This is a genomic window from Kordiimonas sp. SCSIO 12610 (genome assembly GCF_024398015.1).
Taxonomy (GTDB): domain Bacteria; phylum Pseudomonadota; class Alphaproteobacteria; order Sphingomonadales; family Kordiimonadaceae; genus CANLMI01.
On the sequence record NZ_CP073747.1, the window covers coordinates 3,309,568 to 3,332,345 of the forward strand.

Consider the following 22,778-nt stretch of genomic DNA (forward strand, 5'->3'; position numbering starts at 1 on the left):
GATTTAGAGCGCGTAGTTAACGCCGAAGAAGAAGAATCTTCCAGTATCGAAAGTTGTTGGGAAAGTGTTGTTGTTACCTAGTGGAGGACCAGCACCAATGCTAACAGGCGCTTGACGATTAAACACGTTCAGCACACCAGCGCGGAAGTTCAATCTTTCATTCCACTGGTAATTAGCTGCAAGGTCAACATACTGAACCGTTGGCAGTTCAGAATCTATGTCAGGTGCTGTAGCAGACTGATTGTCCGTACCACTGAAATAACGCCATGTAACAGTTGTCGTGAGATCCCACGGAGTATCCCAGCTAAAGAGTGCACGGTGACGGTATGATGGATTAACCGGAGCCACACAAGAGTTACCGAAAGCACCAGCACATACAACAGGGTCACCGCCAGGGAATGGCGTAAAGTCGAATGTATCTAGATACGTTGCTGCATAGTCGATACGAATTTGACCAACGTCACCTGCTCCAACATCAGCAAGATCAAAAGCATACTGCACTTGGAAGTCAATACCGCTAGTTTCAAGATTCGCAATGTTCAGGTTAGTTGACTGGAAACCAGTACCTGGGCCACCAGCAGCCAACGTACCACCTGCACCCCGGGTAATCAGGTCACAGAAAGTTGCATCACCAGTTGCTAGGCAGTTGTCCAACACTACCTGTGCCGGAATACCCGCAGTGATGAAGTCATCAACAGTGATGTCGAAATAATCAACTGTTACAGATAAACCAGGAACAGCCTGAGGTGTGAAAACCAAACCAACAGTAAATGTATCAGAGCTCTCAGGAGAAAGACCAGGATTACCACCTGTGATACTTTGTGTTTGTCCGGCAATTACGTCAGGAACGTTACCAAACTGAGCCGCAGTTACACCAGTATTCGCACATGCTGCTGCTGAAGCAATCGGAGCGGATGATGCACAAGGGTCAAACAATTGAACGCCATTTGCATTAGTACCGGCTGCGTTCAAGTTTGGCAGACCAGTATTTTGACCAGTGAACAGCTCAATCACATTCGGTGCACGAACTGCACGCTGATACTGAGCACGGAAGTTAATATCTTCAACTGGTGCCCATGTTAGTTGCAAGCCATAAGTTTCGGTGTCGAAGTTGTTCTGAGTGCCGTTTCCATCTGTAGAGTAATCAGAATAACGGAACTGACCATTCAATGAGATCTCCTTTGCAAAAGGTGCATCAGTAACAAGTGGTATTTGCACCTCTGTGTAAAGTTCCCAAACTGAAATCGAACCTTCTACAGGCAGAGTTGCACCGCCAACACCGGTAAAGCCACCACCAGGAATCTGGCTAATTTGGTCTGGGCGTTGATCGAGACTGTCATCGCGCCACTCGAAACCAACGAGGAAACCGACACCAGCATCAGACCAAGGAGATTTGATATCATATTCGCCCAGATCAGACTGAATATTGGCACCGACAACAACCTGTTCAGTGTTACCGGTCACAATTCCAACGCCTGTAGCAAAATCGAGAGCTTCTTGGGTAACCAGACTTTCACCGTTAGGCCCACGTTGGAAAATATTGAAAGGTACACAACCACCAGATGGGTCAATACAAACTGCATTGCCATTTTCATCAGTTGTTACCAAGAATGCTTGTTGTACATTGTCGATGATGAAATCTTCTGTAGCAATAGACTCATCGGATGTACGAGAGAATTGACCATATAAGTCAAAATCCCAACGATCATTGATTGTACCGCGGAAGCCACCAGCTATACGAAACGCACGGTTAGCCAAGAAAGAATTACGGTTTCCGCCTTCAACATTACGGTGAGAAGCAAATAATCCAGAAACTTCTGTTGGCAGATTGCCATTTGCGTCCGGAAGGCTACAACCGAAAACATCAAACAACGATGCACCCTCACCATTAGGGCCTTGACCACCTTGGATGAATGGGTTGTCACAGTTAATTGTCCACTGAGATGTACCAAAAGTTGCCGTTGGTGCGATTTGCGCGTCAGATTGGTTATCAACATACGCAAGATCAGCATAAACTTCGAGCGAGTCAGAAATTTCATAATGACCGCGAGAGTACAAAGTTATGCGTTCTTGTGGACGCTGGAAGAAATTAAGAGCGCCAAAGTTGAAAGTTTCTGCAGGACCACCAACGAATGGTGTCAAAGTACCATCCTCTTGCTGGAAGACATCACTTACGTTTCCTGCTGCACGGATCGCCGCACCTTGACCAAAGTTGGCAAAACGGCGGAAATTAGAAGAACCTACGCAACCAAAGCCTCCAAATGAAGTCACTGGGTTAGAAGATGCGCCAAGTGTACAAGCTGAAATTGTACGGTCTGCACCGACAATCTCGTTCTGATTCTCATATTGAGCAAACAAGGTCACGTTACCGCGGCCATCGTCAGTATTGGCACCCAATGTCAAGGATACAAAGATTTGTTCGCCGTCTGTAACACTTCCTGGCGCTTCAATATTACTGGCTGCAAGAACCTGCTCAAAAAACGGAACACTGTTACCATTTTGCGCAAAACCCGCCTGAGCATCAATTTCGATGCCTTCAAAGTCACGCTTAAGAATAAAGTTGGCAACACCGCCTACAGCGTCAGATCCATATACGGCTGATGCACCACCAGTTAATATGTCAACACGCTCGATAAGCTGAGTTGGAACAAGATCAAGGTTTGGCGGCGCAAAGCCAGATGCACCATACGGGAGACGTTTACCATCAATAAGAACCAATGTACGAATAGCGCCTAAACCACGTAAATTCAGCGTTGATGTACCAGAAGCACCATTTGATACTTCACTAGCCTGTCCAGAAAATGCCTGAGGTAAAACGTTGATAAGGTCTTCAATACGAATTGTACCACGGACATCAATTTCTTCTGAACCAACAGTCAGTACCGGTGCGGCACCAGTAAGGTTTTGATTCACATTAAGACGTGAACCAGTTACGACAACTTCTTCTACTTCATCATCCGTAACTGCATCATCCTGTGCAACAGAAGCCGTTGTGATTCCCAGACACATGCTGGCTACCACCGATGCACCACAGAGCAAATTTGTTCTTAAGTGCTTTTTAATTTCTAATCCCACTTTTTATTCCTCCTGAGTAATTTCCGAAAATTCGTTTCAGAACGCTACTATCATTTTACAAATTGAATATGAGGAATAGATAGAAAGTAATTAAAACAAAGGTTATAATTAAACTTTGGAAATAAACTGTTGCAGTTTAGTGACATAATTGTGATCAAATGCATAGATTTTGTGATCATTAGTCATCGTTAATATATAATTTGGCAGAAAACTTATCGAATTATATATAAACTAATACTATAAACGACAGTATATTATATAAAATTTCAATGAGTCATGGTCACAATTAATTCACGCACGACTTTCGCGGCGAATACACTACTATTACCCGTTGGGTCTATGTCCGGGGCCAATTCCACAACATCTGCCCCAACAAGATTTTTCCCACGTAGAATTTTCATCAAACTAATGAATGAATGAAAATCCTCGCCTCCGGGCTCGGGCGTACCAGTTCCCGGAAAAAAACTAGGGTCAAAATAGTCCAGATCAAGTGTTAAATAAACTGGCCGCTCTGGCTCGACCAATGAAACCCTATCCAAGAAATCCATTCGAGATGTCATTAGGCTATTATTGGCATTCATCCATTGATATTCATCACGTGTGCCTGATCTAATGCCATACTGGATTAACTCATGCTTAGGGCCAAAATGATCCAACGAACGCCGCATGATTGAGGCATGAGAATAATGATATCCCTCGTAACCATCTCGTAAATCAGCGTGCGCATCCAAATGAATCAAAACAAGATCTTGGTAATTTTGCAGATACTTCTTGATCGGAGCATACGAGATAGAATGCTCGCCCCCAAGCGTTAAAAGTTTTACACCATTCTTCGCTAAATCAATATCTGAGAACTGCCTTTCGAAATCATCTGTTGCGCTCTGCCACTGCGCTTCAATATTACCATTACCAAGCTGTAAATTTCCTAGGTCATAAAAAGCTTGATCTTCAGTATCTGCATTCAAGTACGGCGAATAGGATTCTATACCGTCAGACACTTCCCTGATACCATTTGGTCCTTTGATAGCCCCCTTTCGGAAACACGCGGTGCCATCGAAGCCAAACCCCAATATGTGCAGTGAATTTTCCCTAATAGTTGGCGTAGATGAGGCGCAATAATACAGTTCGTCTGGTTGACTAAGTTCGATGACCACTTCTTTTACATCGCGTTGCATATATCGACCTCATGTAGCATCCGTATCAAAGTTGGTTGTTTGATAAACAATTCAACTATAACAGTCCAGCAGATCAATAATTGAATAATTTCTAGTGAGTATCATTCGCGCTAGTCCACACGGATATAATTATTCACATACAATAACCTAAAACCAGATGAACTGAATACATTGAAAATATTCTGTATAAGATGGTGCCCCCGGTCGGAATCGAACCGACACTTCCAAAGGAAACGGGATTTTGAATCCCGCGCGTCTACCAGTTCCGCCACAGGGGCCTGTGAGGAGTGATTTAGAGCGCGCATCATAGCTCGTTTCTTTTCATCGTCAAGCCTATGATCCAGGAATATATAAAGTTTTCGATACTTGTGCCTAAAGTCTATATTTTTACAGGCATTTTCATTTCTATTCTTGAAACTTTACTGGCTTGGGATAGGCTGTAGCCTATATCAACGATGGATAAAATATATGCTCAAAAGTCTTTATGATTGGACAATGGAAAAACTTGCACGTCCATCCGGTGAAAAATGGCTGGCTGGGCTCGCATTTTCCGAGAGTATATTTTTTCCAATTCCCATAGATATTCTAATGATTCCTATGATTCTTGCCAATCGGTTGAAAGCATGGCGTCTGGCAACAATCACATTGATTGCCTCTGTCATTGGCGGCATCGGCGGGTACTTACTGGGTGCGTTTCTTTACGAATCAATCGCAGCGCCCATTATTGAATTGTACGGCTATCAGGATCAGTTCACAAAGGTGCAGGGTTGGTTTGACGACTACGGGATAGCAATCGTATTGGTCGCTGGCTTCACCCCAATCCCCTTTAAGGTAGTGACGATTGCAAGTGGCTTTGCAAGCCTTAACCCTTTGATTTTTATCCTGACAAGCATCCCAGCGCGCGGTGCCCGTTTCTATCTTGTCGCAGGACTATTGTGGAAATTTGGCGACCCGATTAAGGAATTCATTGAAAAACGCCTCACCCTTGTCGTTACATTGGTAACGCTCGCCGGGCTGGCGGGTTTTGCAGTTTTAAAACTTATATAAAGGCCCAGTATGATTGAACCGATAAAATCAGTTTATGACAATCAACCCATGCTGTTTGCAGCCGGAGCGGCAGGCCTTACACTGGGGGCAGCATTTGGGTTTCAGCTATATGGCTATCCGCCTTGTGACCTATGCTGGACACAGCGCTATCCGTATATGGCGATCATCATCATCGGCATTTTGGGGCATGTTTTGAAACTAAAACCTACATTGATCCTAAGTTTCCTTACCCTTTTGTTTGCGGTTGATGCTGGCGTTGCCGGGTATCATGCTGGTGTTGAGTATAAATGGTGGCCCGGTCCAGATACATGCACAGGGGTTGGTGCACTGGCATCAGGCAATGTTGAGGATGCATTAAGTGCAATTATGAGCGCGCCGCTTGTACGCTGCGACGAAGTGCCATGGTCCCTTGCGGGTATTTCTATGGCGGGCTATAATTTCCTAATTGCGACTACCATGACCATTTTGACGGGGTTTGCTACCCAAAAGTCGCTTAAAGGATAAAGTATGTCTGAGCATAAGCCGGTTACCAGTAAACAAACACCTGCAAATCCATTACCAGGGGACACTCCTCTTGAAGATGAGATTAAGAGCATGGTGCGGGTTGATCATGCAGGTGAATTTGGTGCCGTTCGTATATACGCTGGCCAGCGCGCTATTATGGGCGACAAGCATTCCAAAGCAGGGTTGCTTCGCCATATGCACGAACAGGAAAAGGTTCATTTAGCCCGTTTTAACAAATTAATCGCAGAACGCGGTGTTCGCCCGACCATCATGGCACCTTTATGGGAGGTTGCTGGTTTTGCATTGGGTGCAGGAACGGCGCTTCTCGGTGAAAAGGCCGCAATGGCATGTACTGCCGCCGTTGAAGAAGTTATTGACGAGCATTATCAAGAACAGCGCGACAAATTAAACGGCGCTGACCCTGAACTTGAAGCCATTATCGAAGACTTTCAGGCAGAAGAAGTTGAACACCGGGAAATAGCTCTCAAGCACGGCGCAGAAGAAGCGCCGGGCTACCCTGTTCTGTCAGGCTTGATCAAAGCGGGATGCCGTGCAGCAATTGCCATTTCCAAAAAGATTTAATCCAAGGTTACAATACCTTTCGGCGTTGCAACTTGCAGCGCAAACCGCACGCGTGGCCCCTGCGTCAACTCAATTGGCATTGCATATTGATTAACGATACCATCCAGCCCCGGGGCACTTATACCCTGAACCAACAATTTCACTATTCTTAGCCCTTTTGGGGATGTGCTGGCAGGATGCGGTTTTGTCCGCCATTCGATTGCGAAAACAAGATTATTATCGCCGAAGTTAGAAGCTGGAAAATTTGTGGTCTTCCAACCGACATAAGCACCATCTGGCTTATTGCGCCCACCCTCGCGAGGATCACCTGTTACTATCCCACGCTCCGCGAAAGTCTTTCTTGCTTTCGTCATGTCCTGAACACCAAAAGCAAATCCAATAATAGATGTTTTTCTGTATTTTTCAGCAGCTTCGCCAAATGCGCTTAAGTCAACGCCTTGTTTGGGGCCAACAATTTCTAGATAAATGCAATCGCCCAATGCAACTAGGTAATTGGCTGTAACACCGTTTGTGTGCTCACCGCCATACACTGGCTTAATGCCTGTTTTCTCTTCGAATTTTACTGCATATTCATCCAAATCGGGCACAGCCCAGATCACATGATCGAGCGAAACCTCAGATGGAGGGCAGTCATCTGCCGTAACAGAGGCGCTCAGTCCAACCGCCAAACAAACCAGAGTGAAAACCCTAGCGACGACCTTGGTAAATTTCTTCATATCAACCTTCCAATTCACTATCCCAATACAAATAATCCCGCCAACTTTCATGGAGATAGTTCGGAGGGAAAACGCGGCCAATCGCATGCAGTTGATGGTTTGTCGGTTTATATGGTTTTTGAAGGAGGTGCATGTTCGCTTCATCCGGCGTTCGCCCTCCCTTCTTAAGATTACAGGGTACACAAGCCGCAGAAATATTATCCCAGTTTGTACGTCCCCCATACGCGCGCGGTATAACGTGATCAAACGTCAATTCCCCCTTCGCCCCACAATATTGGCACGAAAACTTATCCCGCAAGAACAGGTTAAACCTGGTGAAGGCAGGGTACGTTGGCTGTTTTACGTATTTCTTAAGGGCGATAACGCTTGGTAATTTGAGTGCTGTTGTTGGCGAGTGTACTTCACGGTCATATTCCGCAATAATATCAACACGCTCTAAAAACACAGCTTTCAGGGCTGTTTGCCAGTTCCAGATACTTAGTGGATAATAGCTTAATGGTCTGTAGTCAGCATTTAAAATAAGCGCTGGTGACGCTTCCAATGATGGTGATTGAGGCGCAAAGTGCACACCCATAGATGTCCTCCCTCCGTCGAAATGCGGAGCAAGGCCAACGCCTCCCGTCGGCCTTGTCCGACACGCTCAATATCAAGATACAGTGTTACACGCATGTGACAAGACTTTATCTTGTGTCGGGAAAACTATTTTTTCCTTATTTAACTAATCGCTTTTCATTCGTATTTGAGGATTCTATTCATAAGTTTATGACGACCAAAGAAACTCTTGAAAATGACGTTGTAACCCGTTTCGCTCCTAGTCCGACGGGCCTGTTGCATAAAGGGCATGCCTATTCTGCTTTGAAAGCTTACGAGTATGCAAAAAACCGTGGGGGTCGATTTATTTTAAGAATTGAAGATATTGATACAACCAGATGCAAACCCGATTTTATCAAGGCCATATATAAGGATTTAAGTTGGCTTGGGATACATTGGGAAAATCCTGTTCGAATACAAAGCCAGCATTTGGAGGATTATCAGGATATCCTTGAACAATTAAGAAAGCGGGGACTTATATATCCATGTTTCTGTACCCGTAGAGATATTCAAAACGAAATTATGCGTTCAGGACATGCTCCCCACGGACCCGAAGGACCGGTTTATCCCGGTATCTGCAAAAACATACCAGAGACGGAGAGTGCTGAACGGGTTAAAAACGGCGAACCTCATGCATGGCGGCTTGACCTAGATAAAGCGCTCACAATGATAGAGAAGCCAATCATTTGGGAAGATGAATTACACGGCCTGCAAGTGGCCAAACCAGAACTACTCGGTGATATTGTCCTGAGCCGCAAAGATACACCAACAAGCTATCATCTCTCTGTCACCGTAGATGACGCCTTACAGGGCATTACCCATGTGGTGCGCGGCGAAGATCTGTTCCATGCAACACATATTCACGTGGTACTGCAAAAGCTATTGAATTTGCCACAACCTATCTATCGTCATCATCCACTCTTGTTGGATAGTGATGGTAAAAGATTTGCGAAACGTGATAAGGCAGAAACCTTAACAAGCATTCGTGAAAATGGTGTTTCTGCCAAAGAGATTATCGAGGAAATAATGGCTTAACGATCTTTGATCGCAATTCCCCATGATCGTGGATTACCAACGCCATATCCGTCGATTGCGAGCAGTAAGCCCGTTATATTTCTAGCAAGTGACCAGATCAGTAATAGCCCCCAAATCGCAAAACCAATCAGGATGAACATGGTAATAAACCCGATAACTGCAAGAATAAGTTCTGTCCAGTAGGTACGAATTTGATAGATTAAGTGGCTACGCTCGGCACCGGTTGCATCACCAACTTTAAGATGAGCAATGATTAAACCAAGAACCCATGTAATGCCAGTAAACCAACCAAGAAGGTTCAAGATATAAACCAATTTAACTGCGTTACCATCAGCTGTTTTTGTTTGATGAAAATCTGTCATTTTTATTCTCCCCGCTCCAGCAGATATGGTGAGAATTGCAGATTTTTCAAGGCCCGGCACATTCAAGAACTATTGGTAAACCACAGTTATTTTTTCTTTGGATCCCATTTTGGAAGCTCAGGCGCAGGCGGCAAGTTTAATTCCGCGCGGCTATCAAAGAAATAATTTCCCCCACCCCAATCATACCGGATATTTCCTACAATGATATTCTTTGTAATAATAGGTGTTGGCATTGACGCATGCACCAAAATCAGATCAGAGCCCCCTCTGCGGTCCGTGATAATCATATTGTTTTCCATCCGCAGTGAATTCAATCGATAAGGCTGACCTTCTACGCCAAAAGAGGCTATTTGCCAGTTAGCCGTATTCGGCCCTTCAACAAGCAAATTATCAAGAATATAGGCGCGGCCACCATCCGGGATATCGATCAAACGACTATCAATTCCCTCTAGGGACGCAATGATACTGTTTTCAATGATTGTTCGTTCTGCCCTTGATTTCACACCATGCGCCTGATCCCGAGCTGACAAAATAACCGTTCTTCGAATGATAAGCTCGCCACCATTAATATAGATAGCGTGTGCCTGCCCTGTACCACCACCGAGGCGTTCAAACCTGCTGTCTTCAATGGTCACCACCCCACCCTTTTTCCAGCCAAGAATACCAGATTCGCTGTCCATAAAATGCACATTACGGAGCGTTAGGTTCGTCCCTTCGTGGCGAATACATGCGCCGTTTTCATCGGGAACAGATATATTTCTGCATGTGATGTTTTCAATGACGATATCATCTGCCCGAACAACGATCGCGCCTTTACCACCATCCGCTACACCGTCCAGAATAGTGCCTACACTACCTTCTATTTTAACACGGTCTTTTTTGATAGTGCCTGCCATTTTATAGACACCAGGCCCAATGCGGATAATGCCGTCATTTGTAACGAAATTAAACGCTTGTTTGAGGGAGCCAACAATTCTGCCATTGACCCAAATTTCGCCTTCGCCAGGTGGCTGCTGTGCATGCGCTATCGTTACCGCACCAAAAATTATCGTCAGGCTAAGTGACGCCTTCAAAAATATTGGGACTTTTCTGAATAAACACATACGACAAACCCTTGTATTTGGAACTAGAAACTCTCAACCAATTGTGATGGGGCAAACTGTCGCTGTCAAAGGATATATCTAGTTCTTCATACACATAGCTGATATGGTCTGGCCTTCATAAAAGAATTAAAAGGTTAAAATCATGGTAGCGTTCTTTGTACTTGCTGCATTTTTTGCACTGGCAACGCTTGGTATTCTTCTTGCTGGCGGTGTAACCGTTGCCAAAGGCGGTGAATTCAATCGAAAATATGGTAACAAACTGATGCAGGCACGTATTGCATGCCAAGCCCTTGCAGTTCTATGTTTATTACTTGCAACCGCTGCTGCCTAACCCAATATCACTAGGCGATGAGTAGAGATATCATTGGTTAAACTCACGAAAATATACACCCGCGGCGGCGATAAAGGCGATACATCATTATCTAATGGTGAACGCCTTCCAAAAGATAACTTGCGTATTGATGCCTACGGAACCGTAGACGAAGCCAACAGTGTTTATGGGCTTGTTCGCTTGCATACATCATGTGAAGCCGATGACATGTTAATGCGTATCCAAAATGATCTGTTTGATTTAGGGGCTGACTTGTCTACGCCAGCTTCAGAAGCCGACGGCGCAGATTTTGAACCAAGCGAAATGGTGTTGAGAGTAACCGAAGCTCAGGTTCAACGCTTGGAGCATGAAATCGATCAAATGAATGCCAGCTTATCTCCGCTTACCAGTTTTATTTTGCCCGGCGGTAGTGAAGCTAGTGCCTACCTTCATCTAGCCAGAACCGTCATCCGCAGGGCAGAACGCTTATCCATAAGTGCAGCCCGTGAAGTCAACATCAACCCTGCAGCCATACGCTATTTAAACAGGCTATCAGACCATGCTTTTGTTATGGCGCGATATCTCAACGATAAAGGTTCAAGCGATGTTTTATGGGTTCCCGGCGCCAATCGATAACAAATTAATGTTAGACATTACGTTACGGAAAAAGCAGCTTCACAAACAAGTATTCAGTGTTGATTGACTCAGCAATAACCATAGGCTAACGATATCAGGCAAATCGGCAGAGACACTATAATCTCTGTGCAGAATGAATAGAATTTTTGATTGTCCCGAGAACATATCGTTCTCTTATTAACATACGGGAGATTGTTCCCCATGAAAATCATGGTCCCTGTAAAACGGGTAGTCGACTATAACGTAAAAGTTCGTGTTAAGTCTGATAATACAGGCGTTGAACTGGCAAACGTTAAAATGTCAATGAACCCATTCGATGAAATTGCGGTTGAAGAAGCAATCCGCCTCAAAGAAGCCGGTAAAGCTGATGAAATCGTTGTTGTTTCTATCGGCCCAAAAGCTGCTACTGAGACGCTTCGCACAGGTCTTGCTATGGGTGCGGACCGTGGTATTCTTGTGGAATATGACGGCGAAACTGAGCCACTTGCAGTTGCCAAAGTCTTGAAAGGTGTTATTGCAGAAGAAAACCCAGGTATTGTTCTTCTTGGTAAACAGGCGATCGATGATGATTGCAACCAAACAGGCCAAATGCTTGCGCAGCTTCTTGGTTGGCCGCAAGGAACATTTGCGTCTGAAGTTGCAATCGACGGTGACAATGTGAATGTTACTCGTGAAGTTGATGGTGGCCTTGAAACGCTTAAATTGAACATGCCGGCAATCATCACAACTGACCTCCGTCTCAACGAGCCACGTTATGCATCGCTTCCAAACATTATGAAAGCGAAGCGCAAACCGATTGACGAGAAAGCTCCTGGTGACTTTGGTGTTGATATGGCACCGCGCCTAACAACGATTAAAGTTGAAGAGCCACCACAACGTGAAGCTGGCATCAAAGTTGAAACCGTGGAAGAGCTTGTTGGTAAACTTAAAGAAAAGGGAGTTATCTAATGACTGCTCTCGTAATTGTAGAACATGATAATGCATCTGTTAAAGACGCTACACTCGCGACTGTAACGGCCGCAAAAACATTTGGTGACGTTCACGCACTGGTTGCTGGTCAAGACTGTGCCGCCGCTGCCGAAGCTGCTGCGAAAATTGACTGTGTTTCAAAAGTACTGGTTGCTGATGATGCCGCATACGCAAATCAGCTTGCTGAAGAACTTGGCAACCTCGTGATCAGTATTGCAGGTGATTATGGCGCGATTGTTGTCCCTGCGACAACAACAGGGAAAAACTTTGCACCCCGCGTAGCAGCTGCATTGGATGTTGCCCAAATTTCTGACATTGTTGAAGTGGTTGACGCGAATACATTCAAACGACCAATTTATGCTGGTAACGCAATCGCAACAGTTCAATCATCTGATGCGAAGAAAGTGATCACAGTACGGGGTACAGCCTTCGATAAAGCTGCTAGCGAAGGCGGATCAGCGAGTGTAGAAAATATCGCTGCTGCTGATAAGGCTGGTGTGAGTGAGTTTATAAGTGCTGAACTTTCAAAATCAGACCGCCCAGAACTTACAAGTGCTAAAATCATCATCTCTGGTGGTCGCGGTATGGGTTCAGGTGAAAACTTCGCTATCATCGACAAAGTTGCTGATAAGCTTGGTGCTGCGGTTGGTGCATCGCGCGCTGCGGTTGATGCTGGTTTTGTTCCAAACGATTATCAAGTTGGTCAAACCGGTAAGATTGTTGCCCCTGAGCTATATATAGCTGTCGGTATTTCAGGCGCTATTCAGCACCTTGCTGGTATGAAAGACAGTAAGATTATTGTCGCCATCAACAAGGATGAAGATGCTCCAATCTTCCAGGTTGCTGATTACGGATTAGTAGCCGATTTATTTGAAGCAGTACCTGCCCTTGAAGCAGCGCTTTAAATAAAACTTTGAATTTCATGTTAAGGCGTCCAATATGGGCGCCTTAATTGTTTATAGTACAAAGCAAGATATACCCTAACGAGGGACAGGATTAGACGATGATCAACAAAGTAGGTGTTATTGGCGCTGGCCAAATGGGAAATGGTATCGCACATGTAACGGCTGTTGCGGGCATGGAAGTCATCTTAAGCGATGTTTCAATTGAACAAGCTGCAAAGGGCAAGGCTGTTATTGAAAAGAACCTTGGCAGACAAGTTACCAAAGGCCAAATAACGCCGGAACAATCAGATGAAATCCTGGAGCGCATCGATCTAGCGGATAATTTAAAAGCACTCGCTGATTGCGACTTGGTGATCGAAGCTGCGACAGAAAATGAAGCCGTTAAGATCGCGATTTTTAAAGAATTGTGCGAAACACTGAATAAAGATGCCTTGATTGCATCAAACACGTCTTCGATTTCTATAACACGGTTGGCTTCAAACACTGACCGCCCAGATCGGTTCATGGGTGTTCATTTTATGAACCCTGTTCCAATTATGAAATTAGTTGAACTAATCCGCGGCATAGCAACATCAGAAGAAACCTTTAAAACATTACATGATTATACTGATCGCTTGGGCAAAATTACAGCGACAGCAGAAGACTTCCCGGGCTTTATTGTCAATCGTATCCTGATGCCTATGATCAACGAAGCGATATATACATTATATGAAGGTGTCGGCTCAGTTCGCGCGATTGACCGCGGTATGGAACTTGGTACGAACCATCCAATGGGACCTCTGACGCTTGCAGACTTTATCGGCCTGGATACATGTCTTGCGATCATGCAAGTCCTTTATGAAGGCCTTGCTGATAGCAAGTATCGCCCATGCCCATTGCTTGTAAAATATGTGGAAGCTGGTTGGTTAGGCCGCAAAAGTGGCCGCGGCTTTTACGATTATACAGGCGAAGGTGAACCAACACCGACACGGTAAACAACGTGTATATAAATATTATCAAACCCGGCGTTTCATAGCCGGGTTTTTTTGTGTTTATCTGAAATCAGCGTAAAATTGCTTTAGATATTTCGGCGAAACACCAATTCCCCATAAAATACCGATGTAAAAATGCAGGAAAGTTGATTTAAAGCCACCCCATTTGGCGATCCTGCGATCTGAGGTAACGACGGTACGATCAACTAATTTAACCCGCCCTAGACCAGCGCGCACCACCTTTAGACAAAGATTGGCCTCTTCCATAATTTCCATATCATCGTCAAAGCCGCCGCATGTTTCAAAGTCATGCCGGCGCATAAACATAACCTGATCACCAAATAAAAGCCTTGCCCCTTTGAAAAATAAATGTGGCCTGAAAATCAAAGGCGCATAATAGGTTTTGATAATATGATGAAAATTGATCATCCACCATGTTCGCTCGCTCCCTTGTATAATCGCCGTGAAGCCAGCAAGGCCTATTTTTTCATTGCTCAGAACATTAGGCATTACCGATAAAGCGTCGGGGGATAGCCAGGTATCAGCATGCAGAAATGCAACGATATCGCCTTTGGCATTATGAACACCTTTGTTGATCTGTTTGGCACGACCTTGGTCTGAAAAGACAACTTTTATTGGGAACGAACTTGTTTTTGCGAACGCATGAACGATTTCAACAGTTTTATCGTCGCTACCTCCATCAACCACGATAACTTCATACGGTGCTGGCGATAAGGCTTCCAAATGTTTTAGCGTAACAAAAATCGAAGCCTCTTCATTTAAGGCTGGTATAATAATTGATACGCGCTTTTTATCTGCTTGGTCATCCATAAGGTCACTATAAATAGTTTACGCGATTTCCGTGTAATTTTTTATCGACCATTGGTCACAATCGCTTGTACACTTCACTAAATTATTGCCAGTCAGGAATAAACACATGTCATCACCTCTACATATTGTAATCGGTACAAAAAATTACTCTAGTTGGTCACTAAGGGGGTGGCTGGCGGTAGCGCACACCGGGCTTGCTTTCAGTGAACAAAAACTACCTTTAGACACATCAGAATTTCATGACCAAATCGGTGACCTTAGCCCCACCAGGTGTGTCCCGGTTCTTCATCATGAAGGTCAAAAAGTATGGGATTCGCTTGCAGTCATTGATTACTGCGCCCGTTTGGTACCTGAAAAAAACTGGTGGCCTGAACAGCTCTCGGCATACGGTCATGCACGCAGTGTAGCCGCAGAAATGCATAGCGGATTTACGGCACTCCGAAATCATGCACCAATGAACATCCGCGGGCGCTGGACTGGCCTGTCGCTTAGCCATAGCGTTGCAGCGGATATTAACCGTATCGAAGAAGTCTGGAATGAATGTCGGAATAAGTATTCAGAAAATGGGGCATATCTTTTTGGCGATTTTGGTGCTGTTGATATGATGTATGCCCCAGTTGTGAGTAGGCTCGTTACTTATGATATTTCTGTGAGCAATACATCGAGAGAATATATGAACAATATTCTCAATCACCCACTTATCCAGCGCTGGTGCGAGGAAGCCAAGCGTGAGGAAGACACGGTGTTTCAGGATGAATTACCGCAAGACATCACCATGCTTGGCTAAAAGGTCAACAAAAGAATTAAATCTTTCCATCACGAAGTGCTGTGAATAATTCAATCGCTTCAGGCGCGTCCCATTCTAGGGGGCCAATATAAAGCGCTCTAAAGTTGCCGTCACGGTCGACAACAAAGCTGGAAGGTAACGCACCCTGCGCAAGGTCAAATGCAATTTTCATCGTAGAATCGTTATAAAGTGCCAGGCCTTCGACACCCCAATCTTCCAACGCTTGCTTGGCATCTCCTAAACCACCACGGTCAACATTGATTGCAACAACTTCAAAATTATCATTACCAACAGCTTTTTGCAGCCTAGATAATGCCGGCATTTCAACACGGCACGGTGCACACCAACTCGCCCAGAAATTAATCAACATTGCCTTGCCGGTAAATTCCTTAAGTGCGATTGCATCCCCTGCTTCATCAATAAAGATGTGCCCTGATAGAGGGGACTTTTCTTCAGTATATAAAAGGTTGGACATTTCGCCCTTCAAATATGACTTAAAATCACCCGAGTTTGCTGCTTCTGCATAAACAGACTCGCTTATTTCAGTTGCAGTGGCGGCATTTGATGCTATCTCTTCAGATGCATTGTTATTCTCAGATGCTTCCGAGCACGCAGCAAACGCAAACATGGATAGTGATGCAAGGATATTTTTATTGAGCATTTTAATCTCCAACGACGGACCAACCATAATATTATGAGCGATACCCCTTTAGATAGTTCTAAAAAGTCACAAGACAATACACACTCTGGTGATGACAACCATTTGCGACAAAATACCGCCAATGAAGGGCAAGCCATGTGGGGTGGACGCTTTAGCGCTGGGCCAAGCGCAATTATGGCAGAAATTAATGCGTCGATCGGTTTTGACAAGCGTTTGTACCGCGAAGATATCGAAGGATCGAAAGCGCATGCAACAATGCTTGCGCAGCAATCAATTATCACTGACGCCGATCTAAAGGCGATCATAAGTGGCCTTGATCAAATCAAGGGAGAAATAGAACGCGGCGAAATGCATTATGACAATAGTCTTGAAGATATCCACATGCATATCGAAGCAAGACTGCGTGAATTGATCGGTGATGCGGGCGCTCGATTGCACACTGCAAGATCGCGGAATGACCAGGTAGCTACTGATTTTAGATTATGGTGTCGCCGTGCTATCGATCAACTTGATGGCTTATATGACGGCTTATTAAAATCGATCGTTGATCAGGCGGAAGTATATGCAGATTGGGTTATGCCCGGCTTCACACATTTGCAAACGGCACAGCCCGTGACGCTTGGACATCACTTGATGGCATACTTTGAAATGTTCAAACGTGATCGGTCTCGCTTATCAGATTGCCGTAAACGTTTAAATGAAAACCCACTAGGTGCCGCTGCCCTTGCGGGAACAGGGTTCACTATTGACCGACATATGACGGCCAACCTGTTGGGGTTTGACAACCCCATGGCGAATTCGTTGGATGCTGTTTCTGCCCGCGATTTTGCGATTGAGCTACTATCATGTCTTTCAATATCTGCGGTACATTTATCGCGCCTTGCTGATGAAATCGTTTTGTGGGCAAGCGCGGCATTTGGTTTTTTAACGCTGTCAGACTCGTTCTCGACCGGATCATCTATCATGCCGCAAAAGCGTAATCCGGATGCAGCAGAACTTATTCGGGCCAAGGTTGGCAGGATTATGGGGGCCCAGAATGGCTTGATGGTTGTCATGAAGGGCCTTCCTCTTGCGTATTCAAAGGATATGCAGGAAGATAAAGAACCTGTTTTCAAGGCTGTAGATGACTTTGAACTATGCCTAAGCGCGATGACAGGCATGATGAATGACTTAAAACCAAACAAAACGGCGATGGCTGAGGCCGCTCGGCATGCATTTTCAACTGCAACTGATCTCGCGGATTGGTTGGTCCGGGAATTAAATTTACCGTTTCGCGACGCACATCATGTTACAGGGGCCATTGTTAAAGAGGCTGAAACTCAGGGCTTGGAACTAAAAGACCTGCCACTTGAGGCAATGCAAGCGGTAGAACCCCGCATAACAAAAGACATCTATAATGTCTTAAGTGTCGACGCATCGGTAAATAGCCGGATATCATTTGGGGGCACGGCGCCCGCAAATGTGTTGGATGCGGTTAAACGTGCAAAGGAGCAGCTAGCATGAAATCTCTCAAAAGCTTGATCACACTCTGCTTGATAATTGGTACACTAAGCCTTACTGCTTGCGGCAAGAAGGGTGAGCTTGAACCACCAAGTCAAACTGAAGCCCCCAATTAAACCACGAACAAATAAACAACCCACTGATAAAGACAACTGATTATGGACCATTTTCAATACCGTGATGGCAACCTTTTTGCTGAAGATGTCGATTTACGAGAGATTGCTAAAGAGGTTGGAACCCCTGTTTATGTATACTCGAGTGCAACACTGAAACGTCATTTCCGTGTCTTTCAAGAGGCTTTTGATGGGTTGGACGCCCTAATATGCTTTGCTGTAAAGGCAAACAGTAACCAGGCTGTCTTGAAAACACTGGCCCAAGAAGGCTCGGGCGCGGATGTTGTTAGTGGCGGTGAGTTAAAACGCGCGTTACTCGCTGGTATTCCGGCACAAAAAATTGTCTTTTCTGGTGTCGGGAAAACCCCTGATGAAATGCGTGATGCCCTCAAGGCAAATATCAAGCAATTTAATGTGGAAAGTGAAGCCGAACTGGAAGTTTTAAATGCGGTCGCAGAAGGAATGGGAATGATTGCACCTGTTTCTGTTCGTGTGAACCCGGATGTGGATGCGAAGACCCACGCTAAAATCTCTACCGGTAAGGCAGAAAACAAATTCGGTATCCCCTGGGTTCGTGTATCGCGTGTTTACGAACGAATTGCAGAGCTTTCACACCTGAAAGCCGTTGGCGTGGATGTCCATATTGGTTCGCAGTTAACGGACCTGGGGCCTTTCGAGGCTGCGTTCAAAAAGGTGGTGGATCTTGTGAAAAACCTTCGGGTACAAGGCCACGATATTCAACACATCGATTTGGGCGGTGGACTTGGCATTCCCTATGATCCAGAAGAAGAAACACCACCATCGCCCGGTGCTTACGGCGCAATGATTGGTAAGGTTCTGGGTGACCTCGATTGTAGTATTATCTTGGAACCTGGTCGTTTGATTGCCGGAAATGCAGGCATTCTATTGACGTCAATGCTTTATGAAAAAGAGAGTGAGAATAAGGTCTTTTATATCTTAGACGCGGCCATGAATGACCTATCGCGGCCGGCTATGTATGACGCATACCATGATATTATCCCGGTTAAAGAACCATCAAATGTAGGTAGCGATCAAAGCAATCTGGTTTCCGCTGATTTTGTAGGGCCCGTTTGTGAAACAGGCGATACATTTGCAAAATCAAGAACAACCAGTCCTATGATGGCTGGTGATTTGGCGGTTATTAAATCAGCGGGCGCATACGGGGCCGTTATGGCATCTACCTATAATAGCAGAGCACTTATTCCAGAAGTATTAGTGAGCGAAGATAAATTCTCAGTAATTCGTAAGCGTCAAAGCATTGAAGATTTGATTAATCTGGATCAAGTTCCTGATTGGCTCGCAGAGGAATAAGCTGGCTTTTTGGCAGCATACGCTTCCTTACGGGCGCGGGCTTGCTCAAGCGCGTTTGTAATTTTAGTCAAAAGCTGTTCCATATTAAACGGCTTTAGCATCAAACCATCGATCAAAGCTGATAAATTGTGGGCGCGGCGATGCTCGTCTGCATATCCGGTCATAAGTATAATAGGCAGGTCAGGGTAGTCAGCTTTGATTTTTAAAGCTAACGAAATGCCATCCATGGCTGGCATAACAATATCGCTCAAGACAAGATCAAATCCTTCATCGAAAAGCGTTTCAATCGCCATAAGACCATCTTCTGCTTCAACAACAGTATGACCATGCATCGTTAGCACGCGAGAAACAAATTCACGCACTGATGGATCATCTTCAGCTATAAGTATATGGGCCAAACCACACCCCTCTATTACTACTCATTCCATAAACACAAGTTTTCTATCTGATTTTGACCATCATATCTGATTGATCACAACAATTATCGAGTTTTGGTCAGATTTGGATACAATAAGATTAAAATATCATGCTTTTAAGCATGAATATTACAAAATATCCAATATCACTGTGTAAAATGCTAATCTGAGGCTTATCCCATTGAAACGATTCGGGTAATTCTACATCGATCTCAATGAATCTAAATTCGGAGTTTCACGAAGGACCTTTAGCTATATTCAGCACGAGCCGAAGATTTCGACCCTTCAATCACCTTTACAACAGCACGGACAACCCCCTGTGGAACAGGTGACAAACTTGTTTCAAAATTAAGTTTAGCCCCACGAGTTATAATCGAACCTTTAGGCTCATGAATCCAGTTTTGAATAACACGTCCTCTATTATCCAGTACCTGTAACTCCAGTTTTGGGACCGAGGCAGCTCTTCTACTTTTGTTTTCAACAAACCCGCGTACCATAAGTGTTTGCGTACCATCAATAACTTCAAGTGTTGGAGGGGGTATAATATAAGCCTCTAAACGGGTTACTTCCTCAGTGATAGGCGGGGTTAAAACCTCACCCTCTTTTGGCCGAAATTGCTCTGTATAGTCAGCGCTTTCAGCGGAAGCGTATAACGCATTAGCCGCAGGGAAAATTGAAATAACGCCGTCTTTAAACATTACAAAGGTAAGGATTATCGATATCCAAAGAGCAACCAATGCCGCCCAACCCATCGTTACAAAACGTCGTTTACGAGCCTCTGTTTGCTGCGCATAGCCCTTACGCTGTTCAGCGCGTCTGCGCGCTAGAAAATCATCTTCGTCAACAACATCGTCAACGGTCGCGAAGTCATCTTCAAGATCTGAGCCCTCCAGGCCCGCCTTTATATTCGCGATAAAGTCGGTTGCTTGTTCTGCGACTGATTGCTCACCATCAACGACATTATCGCTATTGGTGACTTCATCCGCCGTAACCTTATGCGCTGTTTCTTCATCAACGGAATCGTCTTCTGCATCTACGGTAATTTCGTAATCTTCAGTTTCAGAAATTTCTGTATCGGGCGTTTGGGATAAGTCAGCACTATTAGCATGTACTGGATTGGTCGCTTGCTGGGCCTCGACGTCGTCGACGGCTGCTGCAAGCGAAACCTGATTTGGTTTAAAAACATCAGCAGATGTTGCATGCCATATATGCTTGCAATTTGCGCATCGCACCTTGCGGCCCGTATCGGAAACAGCGCCGGCCGGTATTTTGAATTTTGCTTCACATGATGGGCACTCTAATATCATGTCACAATCTGCTTTTGTTTCACTTACGAAATAAAAATCTTATTTAAACAATATATATACTAAGATTAGTGGGTATATAGTTAATAAAACCAAAAAACAGATATTTTTTTATTTTGATATTTCCATACTGGACTGCAACAAGTCCTGTGTGTAATTTTACCATCAAAATGGCAAAACTATTATGCGCTATCTCGTGCATATCTGGAACTTTGGGCACAATGATAACCTTTGAAAATGTTGGAATGCGATATGGCATGGGGGCCGAAGTTCTTCGTGACATAAATTTTTCGCTCGACAAAGGCTCATTTCATTTTTTAACCGGGCCCTCAGGTGCGGGAAAAACAACATTACTGAAACTGATGTACCTTGCACATCGCCCTTCCAGAGGGCTAATGCACTTTTTTAATAAAGACATGGCAACATTAGAACGACAGGACTTCCCCAGATTGCGCCGCCGCATTGGCGTTGTCTTTCAAGATTTTCGCCTGTTTGACCATTTGAGTGCCTTTGACAATGTTGCCCTGCCCCTGTTGATCAAGGGCGCCAAAAAGGCTGATATCGCGAGCCATGTTGAAGAATTGCTATCCTGGGTCGACCTTGAAGAACGCATGCATGCACGCCCTGCAACGCTTTCGGGCGGCGAAAAACAGCGCGTCGCAATTGCCAGAGCAGTTATAAATAAACCCGACCTACTTGTCGCAGATGAACCAACAGGCAATGTTGACCCTGCAATGTCCAGAAAGCTTATGCATCTGTTCATCGAACTTAATAAGATCGGGACAACGATTGTTGTGGCTACACATGACGAAGAACTCGTTAAGGATGTTGGCGCGCCTATCCTCAAACTTGCAAATGGCGAATTAGAACAATTGCCGGGTGCCAAAGCGCTAACCGACCCTGCGCCCAATAATCAGAGTAATTCAGCTAATAAAAACCTGCCATCAGACCCTTCTGAAGGAGAAGACGGTTGATTGGTTCCAAGATAGATTTTCTACCAAATGGCAAACAAGGCGAAGGCCTGTTGCCATGGGTAATCGCCGTTATGCTATTTTTAAGCACATTAGCACTCGTTTCAGCTATTACGCTCGGAAATGGCCTTAACAACTGGAGTAGAGGCTTAACAACTTCACTATCTGTTCAAGTGGTCAATGCCAATGAAACAGAGCGCACGCAACAAACCGAACAAGCCATTAAAATGCTTAGGGCGACGCCTGGTATTGAAAATGCCATTGTCGCCGCTGATGCGAAAGTTTTGGAACTACTCTCACCTTGGCTTGGGGAACTCCCCACTGAAAGCGGTTTACCCATACCGACACTCATTGAAGTAAACTTAATATCACCTGATAGCGTCAACATTCCGGCACTGAAGCAAAGGTTGACCACCATTTCATCCAATATTCGCTTGGATGATCATCAGGCCTGGATGCTACAAATTTTTAAACTGGCAAGCACCATCCGGTGGGTTCTCGGCGTTGTTGTTTTCATGATCATACTTTCAACAATTTCCATTGTTATATTTGGATGTAGAGCAGGGCTTGCAACACATCGGGAAAGTATAGAAATTATTCATATGCTAGGTGCTGAAGATAATATTATCGCCAAAGCCTTCGATGAACGCTATATGCTGCACGGGCTAAAGGGCGGGGCAATCGGAACCGTCATTGCTGCAATCGTTATGTACCTATTATCTAACTTGGTTGATAGCCTAGGAGCCGGATTGATATCAGCTATAGTGCCCCAATTTTCGAGCCTGTGGTGGTTAATTTTACTACCGTTTGCGACATGTGTGATTACTATGTTTACAGCCCGTTTCACGACTAAACGCGCACTAATGGAATTGATGTAAACCT

24 protein-coding genes and 1 tRNA gene are annotated in these 22,778 nt (G+C 44.8%); 14 read left to right on the forward strand and 11 right to left on the reverse strand.

Features of this window, described 5'->3' with window-relative positions; translation table 11 throughout:
* Window positions 1–3: 3 nt before the first annotated feature.
* From KFF44_RS15235 to KFF44_RS15245, 3 genes are all read right to left on the reverse strand, one after another.
* Window positions 4–3,075, reverse strand: a complete 3,072-nt coding sequence (locus KFF44_RS15235) for a TonB-dependent receptor domain-containing protein (RefSeq protein WP_255935799.1) — start codon at window positions 3,073–3,075, stop codon at window positions 4–6.
* A gap of 266 nt (window positions 3,076–3,341) precedes the next feature.
* A complete protein-coding gene (speB, locus tag KFF44_RS15240) occupies window positions 3,342–4,250 on the reverse strand; it encodes an agmatinase (protein WP_255935801.1) in 909 nt (302 codons plus the stop codon).
* 192 nt (window positions 4,251–4,442) lie between these two features.
* A tRNA-Leu gene (locus KFF44_RS15245) sits at window positions 4,443–4,528 on the reverse strand.
* A 190-nt stretch (window positions 4,529–4,718) separates the two neighbouring features.
* Between KFF44_RS15245 and KFF44_RS15250 the strand changes: the two genes are divergently transcribed.
* Genes KFF44_RS15250 through KFF44_RS15260 form a run of 3 tightly spaced genes read left to right on the forward strand, consistent with a single transcriptional unit; the run spans window position 4,719 to window position 6,383 of the window.
* On the forward strand, window positions 4,719–5,297 hold the full coding sequence (locus KFF44_RS15250) for a YqaA family protein (protein ID WP_255935803.1): 579 nt from the start codon (window positions 4,719–4,721) through the stop codon (window positions 5,295–5,297).
* Between the two features lie 9 nt (window positions 5,298–5,306).
* Window positions 5,307–5,801 (forward strand): disulfide bond formation protein B, encoded by a 495-nt coding sequence (locus KFF44_RS15255; protein WP_255935805.1) that lies wholly within the window; start codon window positions 5,307–5,309, stop codon window positions 5,799–5,801.
* Between the two features lie 3 nt (window positions 5,802–5,804).
* A complete protein-coding gene (locus KFF44_RS15260) occupies window positions 5,805–6,383 on the forward strand; it encodes a demethoxyubiquinone hydroxylase family protein (RefSeq protein WP_255935807.1) in 579 nt (192 codons plus the stop codon).
* On the opposite strand, the gene KFF44_RS15265 is transcribed toward KFF44_RS15260, so the two are convergent.
* Together KFF44_RS15265 and KFF44_RS15270 are read right to left on the reverse strand one after the other, a co-directional pair.
* Window positions 6,380–7,099: a VOC family protein gene (locus KFF44_RS15265; RefSeq protein WP_255935809.1), complete on the reverse strand. Its 720-nt coding sequence runs from the start codon at window positions 7,097–7,099 to the stop codon at window positions 6,380–6,382. The two genes, KFF44_RS15260 and KFF44_RS15265, sit on opposite strands and share 4 nt — an antisense overlap.
* 1 nt (window position 7,100) lies before the next feature.
* Window positions 7,101–7,673, reverse strand: a complete 573-nt coding sequence (locus KFF44_RS15270; protein WP_255935811.1) for an HNH endonuclease — start codon at window positions 7,671–7,673, stop codon at window positions 7,101–7,103.
* Window positions 7,674–7,861: 188 nt separating this feature from the next.
* On the opposite strand from KFF44_RS15270, the gene gluQRS reads away from it, so the two are divergent.
* Entirely contained in the window at window positions 7,862–8,725 is an 864-nt protein-coding gene (gene gluQRS, locus KFF44_RS15275) for a tRNA glutamyl-Q(34) synthetase GluQRS (protein ID WP_255935814.1), read from the forward strand.
* Here gluQRS and KFF44_RS15280 read toward each other — a convergent pair.
* Both KFF44_RS15280 and KFF44_RS15285 read right to left on the reverse strand, forming a co-directional pair.
* The gene (locus tag KFF44_RS15280) at window positions 8,722–9,087 is read right to left on the reverse strand and encodes a hypothetical protein (protein ID WP_255935816.1); all 366 of its coding nucleotides are present in this window, start codon (window positions 9,085–9,087) and stop codon (window positions 8,722–8,724) included. The genes gluQRS and KFF44_RS15280 overlap by 4 nt on opposite strands.
* An 86-nt stretch (window positions 9,088–9,173) precedes the next feature.
* Entirely contained in the window at window positions 9,174–10,190 is a 1,017-nt protein-coding gene (locus tag KFF44_RS15285) for a hypothetical protein (RefSeq protein ID WP_255935819.1), read from the reverse strand.
* A gap of 142 nt (window positions 10,191–10,332) precedes the next feature.
* Here KFF44_RS15285 and KFF44_RS15290 point away from each other — a divergent pair, with 142 nt between their 5' ends.
* From KFF44_RS15290 to KFF44_RS15310, 5 genes are all read left to right on the forward strand, one after another.
* Entirely contained in the window at window positions 10,333–10,521 is a 189-nt protein-coding gene (locus KFF44_RS15290; protein ID WP_255935821.1) for an HIG1 domain-containing protein, read from the forward strand.
* 33 nt (window positions 10,522–10,554) lie between these two features.
* Window positions 10,555–11,136: a cob(I)yrinic acid a,c-diamide adenosyltransferase gene (locus KFF44_RS15295; RefSeq protein WP_255935823.1), complete on the forward strand. Its 582-nt coding sequence runs from the start codon at window positions 10,555–10,557 to the stop codon at window positions 11,134–11,136.
* 201 nt (window positions 11,137–11,337) lie between these two features.
* Entirely contained in the window at window positions 11,338–12,084 is a 747-nt protein-coding gene (locus tag KFF44_RS15300) for an electron transfer flavoprotein subunit beta/FixA family protein (RefSeq protein WP_255935825.1), read from the forward strand.
* Window positions 12,084–13,010 carry an electron transfer flavoprotein subunit alpha/FixB family protein gene (locus tag KFF44_RS15305; protein WP_255935827.1) on the forward strand — a complete coding sequence of 309 codons (927 nt, stop codon included), beginning with the start codon at window positions 12,084–12,086 and terminating at the stop codon, window positions 13,008–13,010. Before KFF44_RS15300 ends, KFF44_RS15305 begins: the two co-directional genes overlap by 1 nt.
* A 98-nt stretch (window positions 13,011–13,108) precedes the next feature.
* Window positions 13,109–13,984, forward strand: a complete 876-nt coding sequence (locus KFF44_RS15310) for a 3-hydroxybutyryl-CoA dehydrogenase (protein WP_255935829.1) — start codon at window positions 13,109–13,111, stop codon at window positions 13,982–13,984.
* Between the two features lie 57 nt (window positions 13,985–14,041).
* Here KFF44_RS15310 and KFF44_RS15315 read toward each other — a convergent pair whose 3' ends face one another.
* On the reverse strand, window positions 14,042–14,812 hold the full coding sequence (locus tag KFF44_RS15315; protein ID WP_255935831.1) for a TIGR04283 family arsenosugar biosynthesis glycosyltransferase: 771 nt from the start codon (window positions 14,810–14,812) through the stop codon (window positions 14,042–14,044).
* A 106-nt stretch (window positions 14,813–14,918) separates the two neighbouring features.
* On the opposite strand from KFF44_RS15315, the gene KFF44_RS15320 reads away from it, so the two are divergent.
* Window positions 14,919–15,599 carry a glutathione S-transferase family protein gene (locus tag KFF44_RS15320; RefSeq protein ID WP_255935832.1) on the forward strand — a complete coding sequence of 227 codons (681 nt, stop codon included), beginning with the start codon at window positions 14,919–14,921 and terminating at the stop codon, window positions 15,597–15,599.
* 16 nt (window positions 15,600–15,615) lie between these two features.
* Here the strand turns inward: KFF44_RS15320 and KFF44_RS15325 are convergent, their stop codons facing one another.
* On the reverse strand, window positions 15,616–16,260 hold the full coding sequence (locus KFF44_RS15325; RefSeq protein WP_255935833.1) for a TlpA disulfide reductase family protein: 645 nt from the start codon (window positions 16,258–16,260) through the stop codon (window positions 15,616–15,618).
* Window positions 16,261–16,395: 135 nt separating this feature from the next.
* Here KFF44_RS15325 and argH point away from each other — a divergent pair, with 135 nt between their 5' ends.
* Together argH and lysA are read left to right on the forward strand one after the other, a co-directional pair.
* Window positions 16,396–17,763 (forward strand): argininosuccinate lyase, encoded by a 1,368-nt coding sequence (gene argH, locus KFF44_RS15330; RefSeq protein ID WP_370691176.1) that lies wholly within the window; start codon window positions 16,396–16,398, stop codon window positions 17,761–17,763.
* A gap of 155 nt (window positions 17,764–17,918) precedes the next feature.
* Complete coding sequence (gene lysA / locus KFF44_RS15335) at window positions 17,919–19,205, forward strand: diaminopimelate decarboxylase (protein ID WP_255935838.1); 1,287 nt, start codon at window positions 17,919–17,921, stop codon at window positions 19,203–19,205.
* On the opposite strand, the gene KFF44_RS15340 is transcribed toward lysA, so the two are convergent.
* Together KFF44_RS15340 and KFF44_RS15345 are read right to left on the reverse strand one after the other, a co-directional pair.
* The gene (locus KFF44_RS15340; RefSeq protein ID WP_255935840.1) at window positions 19,175–19,603 is read right to left on the reverse strand and encodes a response regulator; all 429 of its coding nucleotides are present in this window, start codon (window positions 19,601–19,603) and stop codon (window positions 19,175–19,177) included. The genes lysA and KFF44_RS15340 overlap by 31 nt on opposite strands.
* 266 nt (window positions 19,604–19,869) lie before the next feature.
* Window positions 19,870–20,928, reverse strand: a complete 1,059-nt coding sequence (locus KFF44_RS15345; RefSeq protein ID WP_255935843.1) for a zinc-ribbon domain-containing protein — start codon at window positions 20,926–20,928, stop codon at window positions 19,870–19,872.
* Window positions 20,929–21,146: 218 nt separating this feature from the next.
* Between KFF44_RS15345 and ftsE the strand changes: the two genes are divergently transcribed.
* Both ftsE and KFF44_RS15355 read left to right on the forward strand, forming a co-directional pair.
* Window positions 21,147–21,899, forward strand: a complete 753-nt coding sequence (ftsE, locus tag KFF44_RS15350; protein ID WP_255935845.1) for a cell division ATP-binding protein FtsE — start codon at window positions 21,147–21,149, stop codon at window positions 21,897–21,899.
* Window positions 21,896–22,774 carry an ABC transporter permease gene (locus KFF44_RS15355; protein WP_255935847.1) on the forward strand — a complete coding sequence of 293 codons (879 nt, stop codon included), beginning with the start codon at window positions 21,896–21,898 and terminating at the stop codon, window positions 22,772–22,774. The genes ftsE and KFF44_RS15355 overlap by 4 nt, the downstream gene beginning before the upstream one ends.
* The last annotated feature ends 4 nt before the right edge of the window (window positions 22,775–22,778 follow it).

Excerpts from the sequence above, each read along its gene's own strand:
- KFF44_RS15345 (WP_255935843.1), bottom strand. The coding sequence starts at position 20,928 with ATGATATTAGAGTGCCCATCATGTGAAGCAAAATTCAAAATACCGGCC.
- KFF44_RS15315 (WP_255935831.1), bottom strand. The coding sequence starts at position 14,812 with ATGGATGACCAAGCAGATAAAAAGCGCGTATCAATTATTATACCAGCC.
- KFF44_RS15300 (WP_255935825.1), top strand. The coding sequence starts at position 11,338 with ATGAAAATCATGGTCCCTGTAAAACGGGTAGTCGACTATAACGTAAAA.
- KFF44_RS15305 (WP_255935827.1), top strand. The coding sequence starts at position 12,084 with ATGACTGCTCTCGTAATTGTAGAACATGATAATGCATCTGTTAAAGAC.
- ftsE (WP_255935845.1), top strand. The coding sequence starts at position 21,147 with ATGATAACCTTTGAAAATGTTGGAATGCGATATGGCATGGGGGCCGAA.
- KFF44_RS15260 (WP_255935807.1), top strand. The coding sequence starts at position 5,805 with ATGTCTGAGCATAAGCCGGTTACCAGTAAACAAACACCTGCAAATCCA.
- KFF44_RS15310 (WP_255935829.1), top strand. The coding sequence starts at position 13,109 with ATGATCAACAAAGTAGGTGTTATTGGCGCTGGCCAAATGGGAAATGGT.
- KFF44_RS15290 (WP_255935821.1), top strand. The coding sequence starts at position 10,333 with ATGGTAGCGTTCTTTGTACTTGCTGCATTTTTTGCACTGGCAACGCTT.
- KFF44_RS15280 (WP_255935816.1), bottom strand. The coding sequence starts at position 9,087 with ATGACAGATTTTCATCAAACAAAAACAGCTGATGGTAACGCAGTTAAA.
- KFF44_RS15320 (WP_255935832.1), top strand. The coding sequence starts at position 14,919 with ATGTCATCACCTCTACATATTGTAATCGGTACAAAAAATTACTCTAGT.
- KFF44_RS15255 (WP_255935805.1), top strand. The coding sequence starts at position 5,307 with ATGATTGAACCGATAAAATCAGTTTATGACAATCAACCCATGCTGTTT.
- KFF44_RS15270 (WP_255935811.1), bottom strand. The coding sequence starts at position 7,673 with ATGGGTGTGCACTTTGCGCCTCAATCACCATCATTGGAAGCGTCACCA.
- argH (WP_370691176.1), top strand. The coding sequence starts at position 16,396 with ATGTGGGGTGGACGCTTTAGCGCTGGGCCAAGCGCAATTATGGCAGAA.
- KFF44_RS15250 (WP_255935803.1), top strand. The coding sequence starts at position 4,719 with ATGCTCAAAAGTCTTTATGATTGGACAATGGAAAAACTTGCACGTCCA.
- gluQRS (WP_255935814.1), top strand. The coding sequence starts at position 7,862 with ATGACGACCAAAGAAACTCTTGAAAATGACGTTGTAACCCGTTTCGCT.
- KFF44_RS15265 (WP_255935809.1), bottom strand. The coding sequence starts at position 7,099 with ATGAAGAAATTTACCAAGGTCGTCGCTAGGGTTTTCACTCTGGTTTGT.
- lysA (WP_255935838.1), top strand. The coding sequence starts at position 17,919 with ATGGACCATTTTCAATACCGTGATGGCAACCTTTTTGCTGAAGATGTC.
- KFF44_RS15325 (WP_255935833.1), bottom strand. The coding sequence starts at position 16,260 with ATGCTCAATAAAAATATCCTTGCATCACTATCCATGTTTGCGTTTGCT.
- KFF44_RS15285 (WP_255935819.1), bottom strand. The coding sequence starts at position 10,190 with ATGTGTTTATTCAGAAAAGTCCCAATATTTTTGAAGGCGTCACTTAGC.
- speB (WP_255935801.1), bottom strand. The coding sequence starts at position 4,250 with ATGCAACGCGATGTAAAAGAAGTGGTCATCGAACTTAGTCAACCAGAC.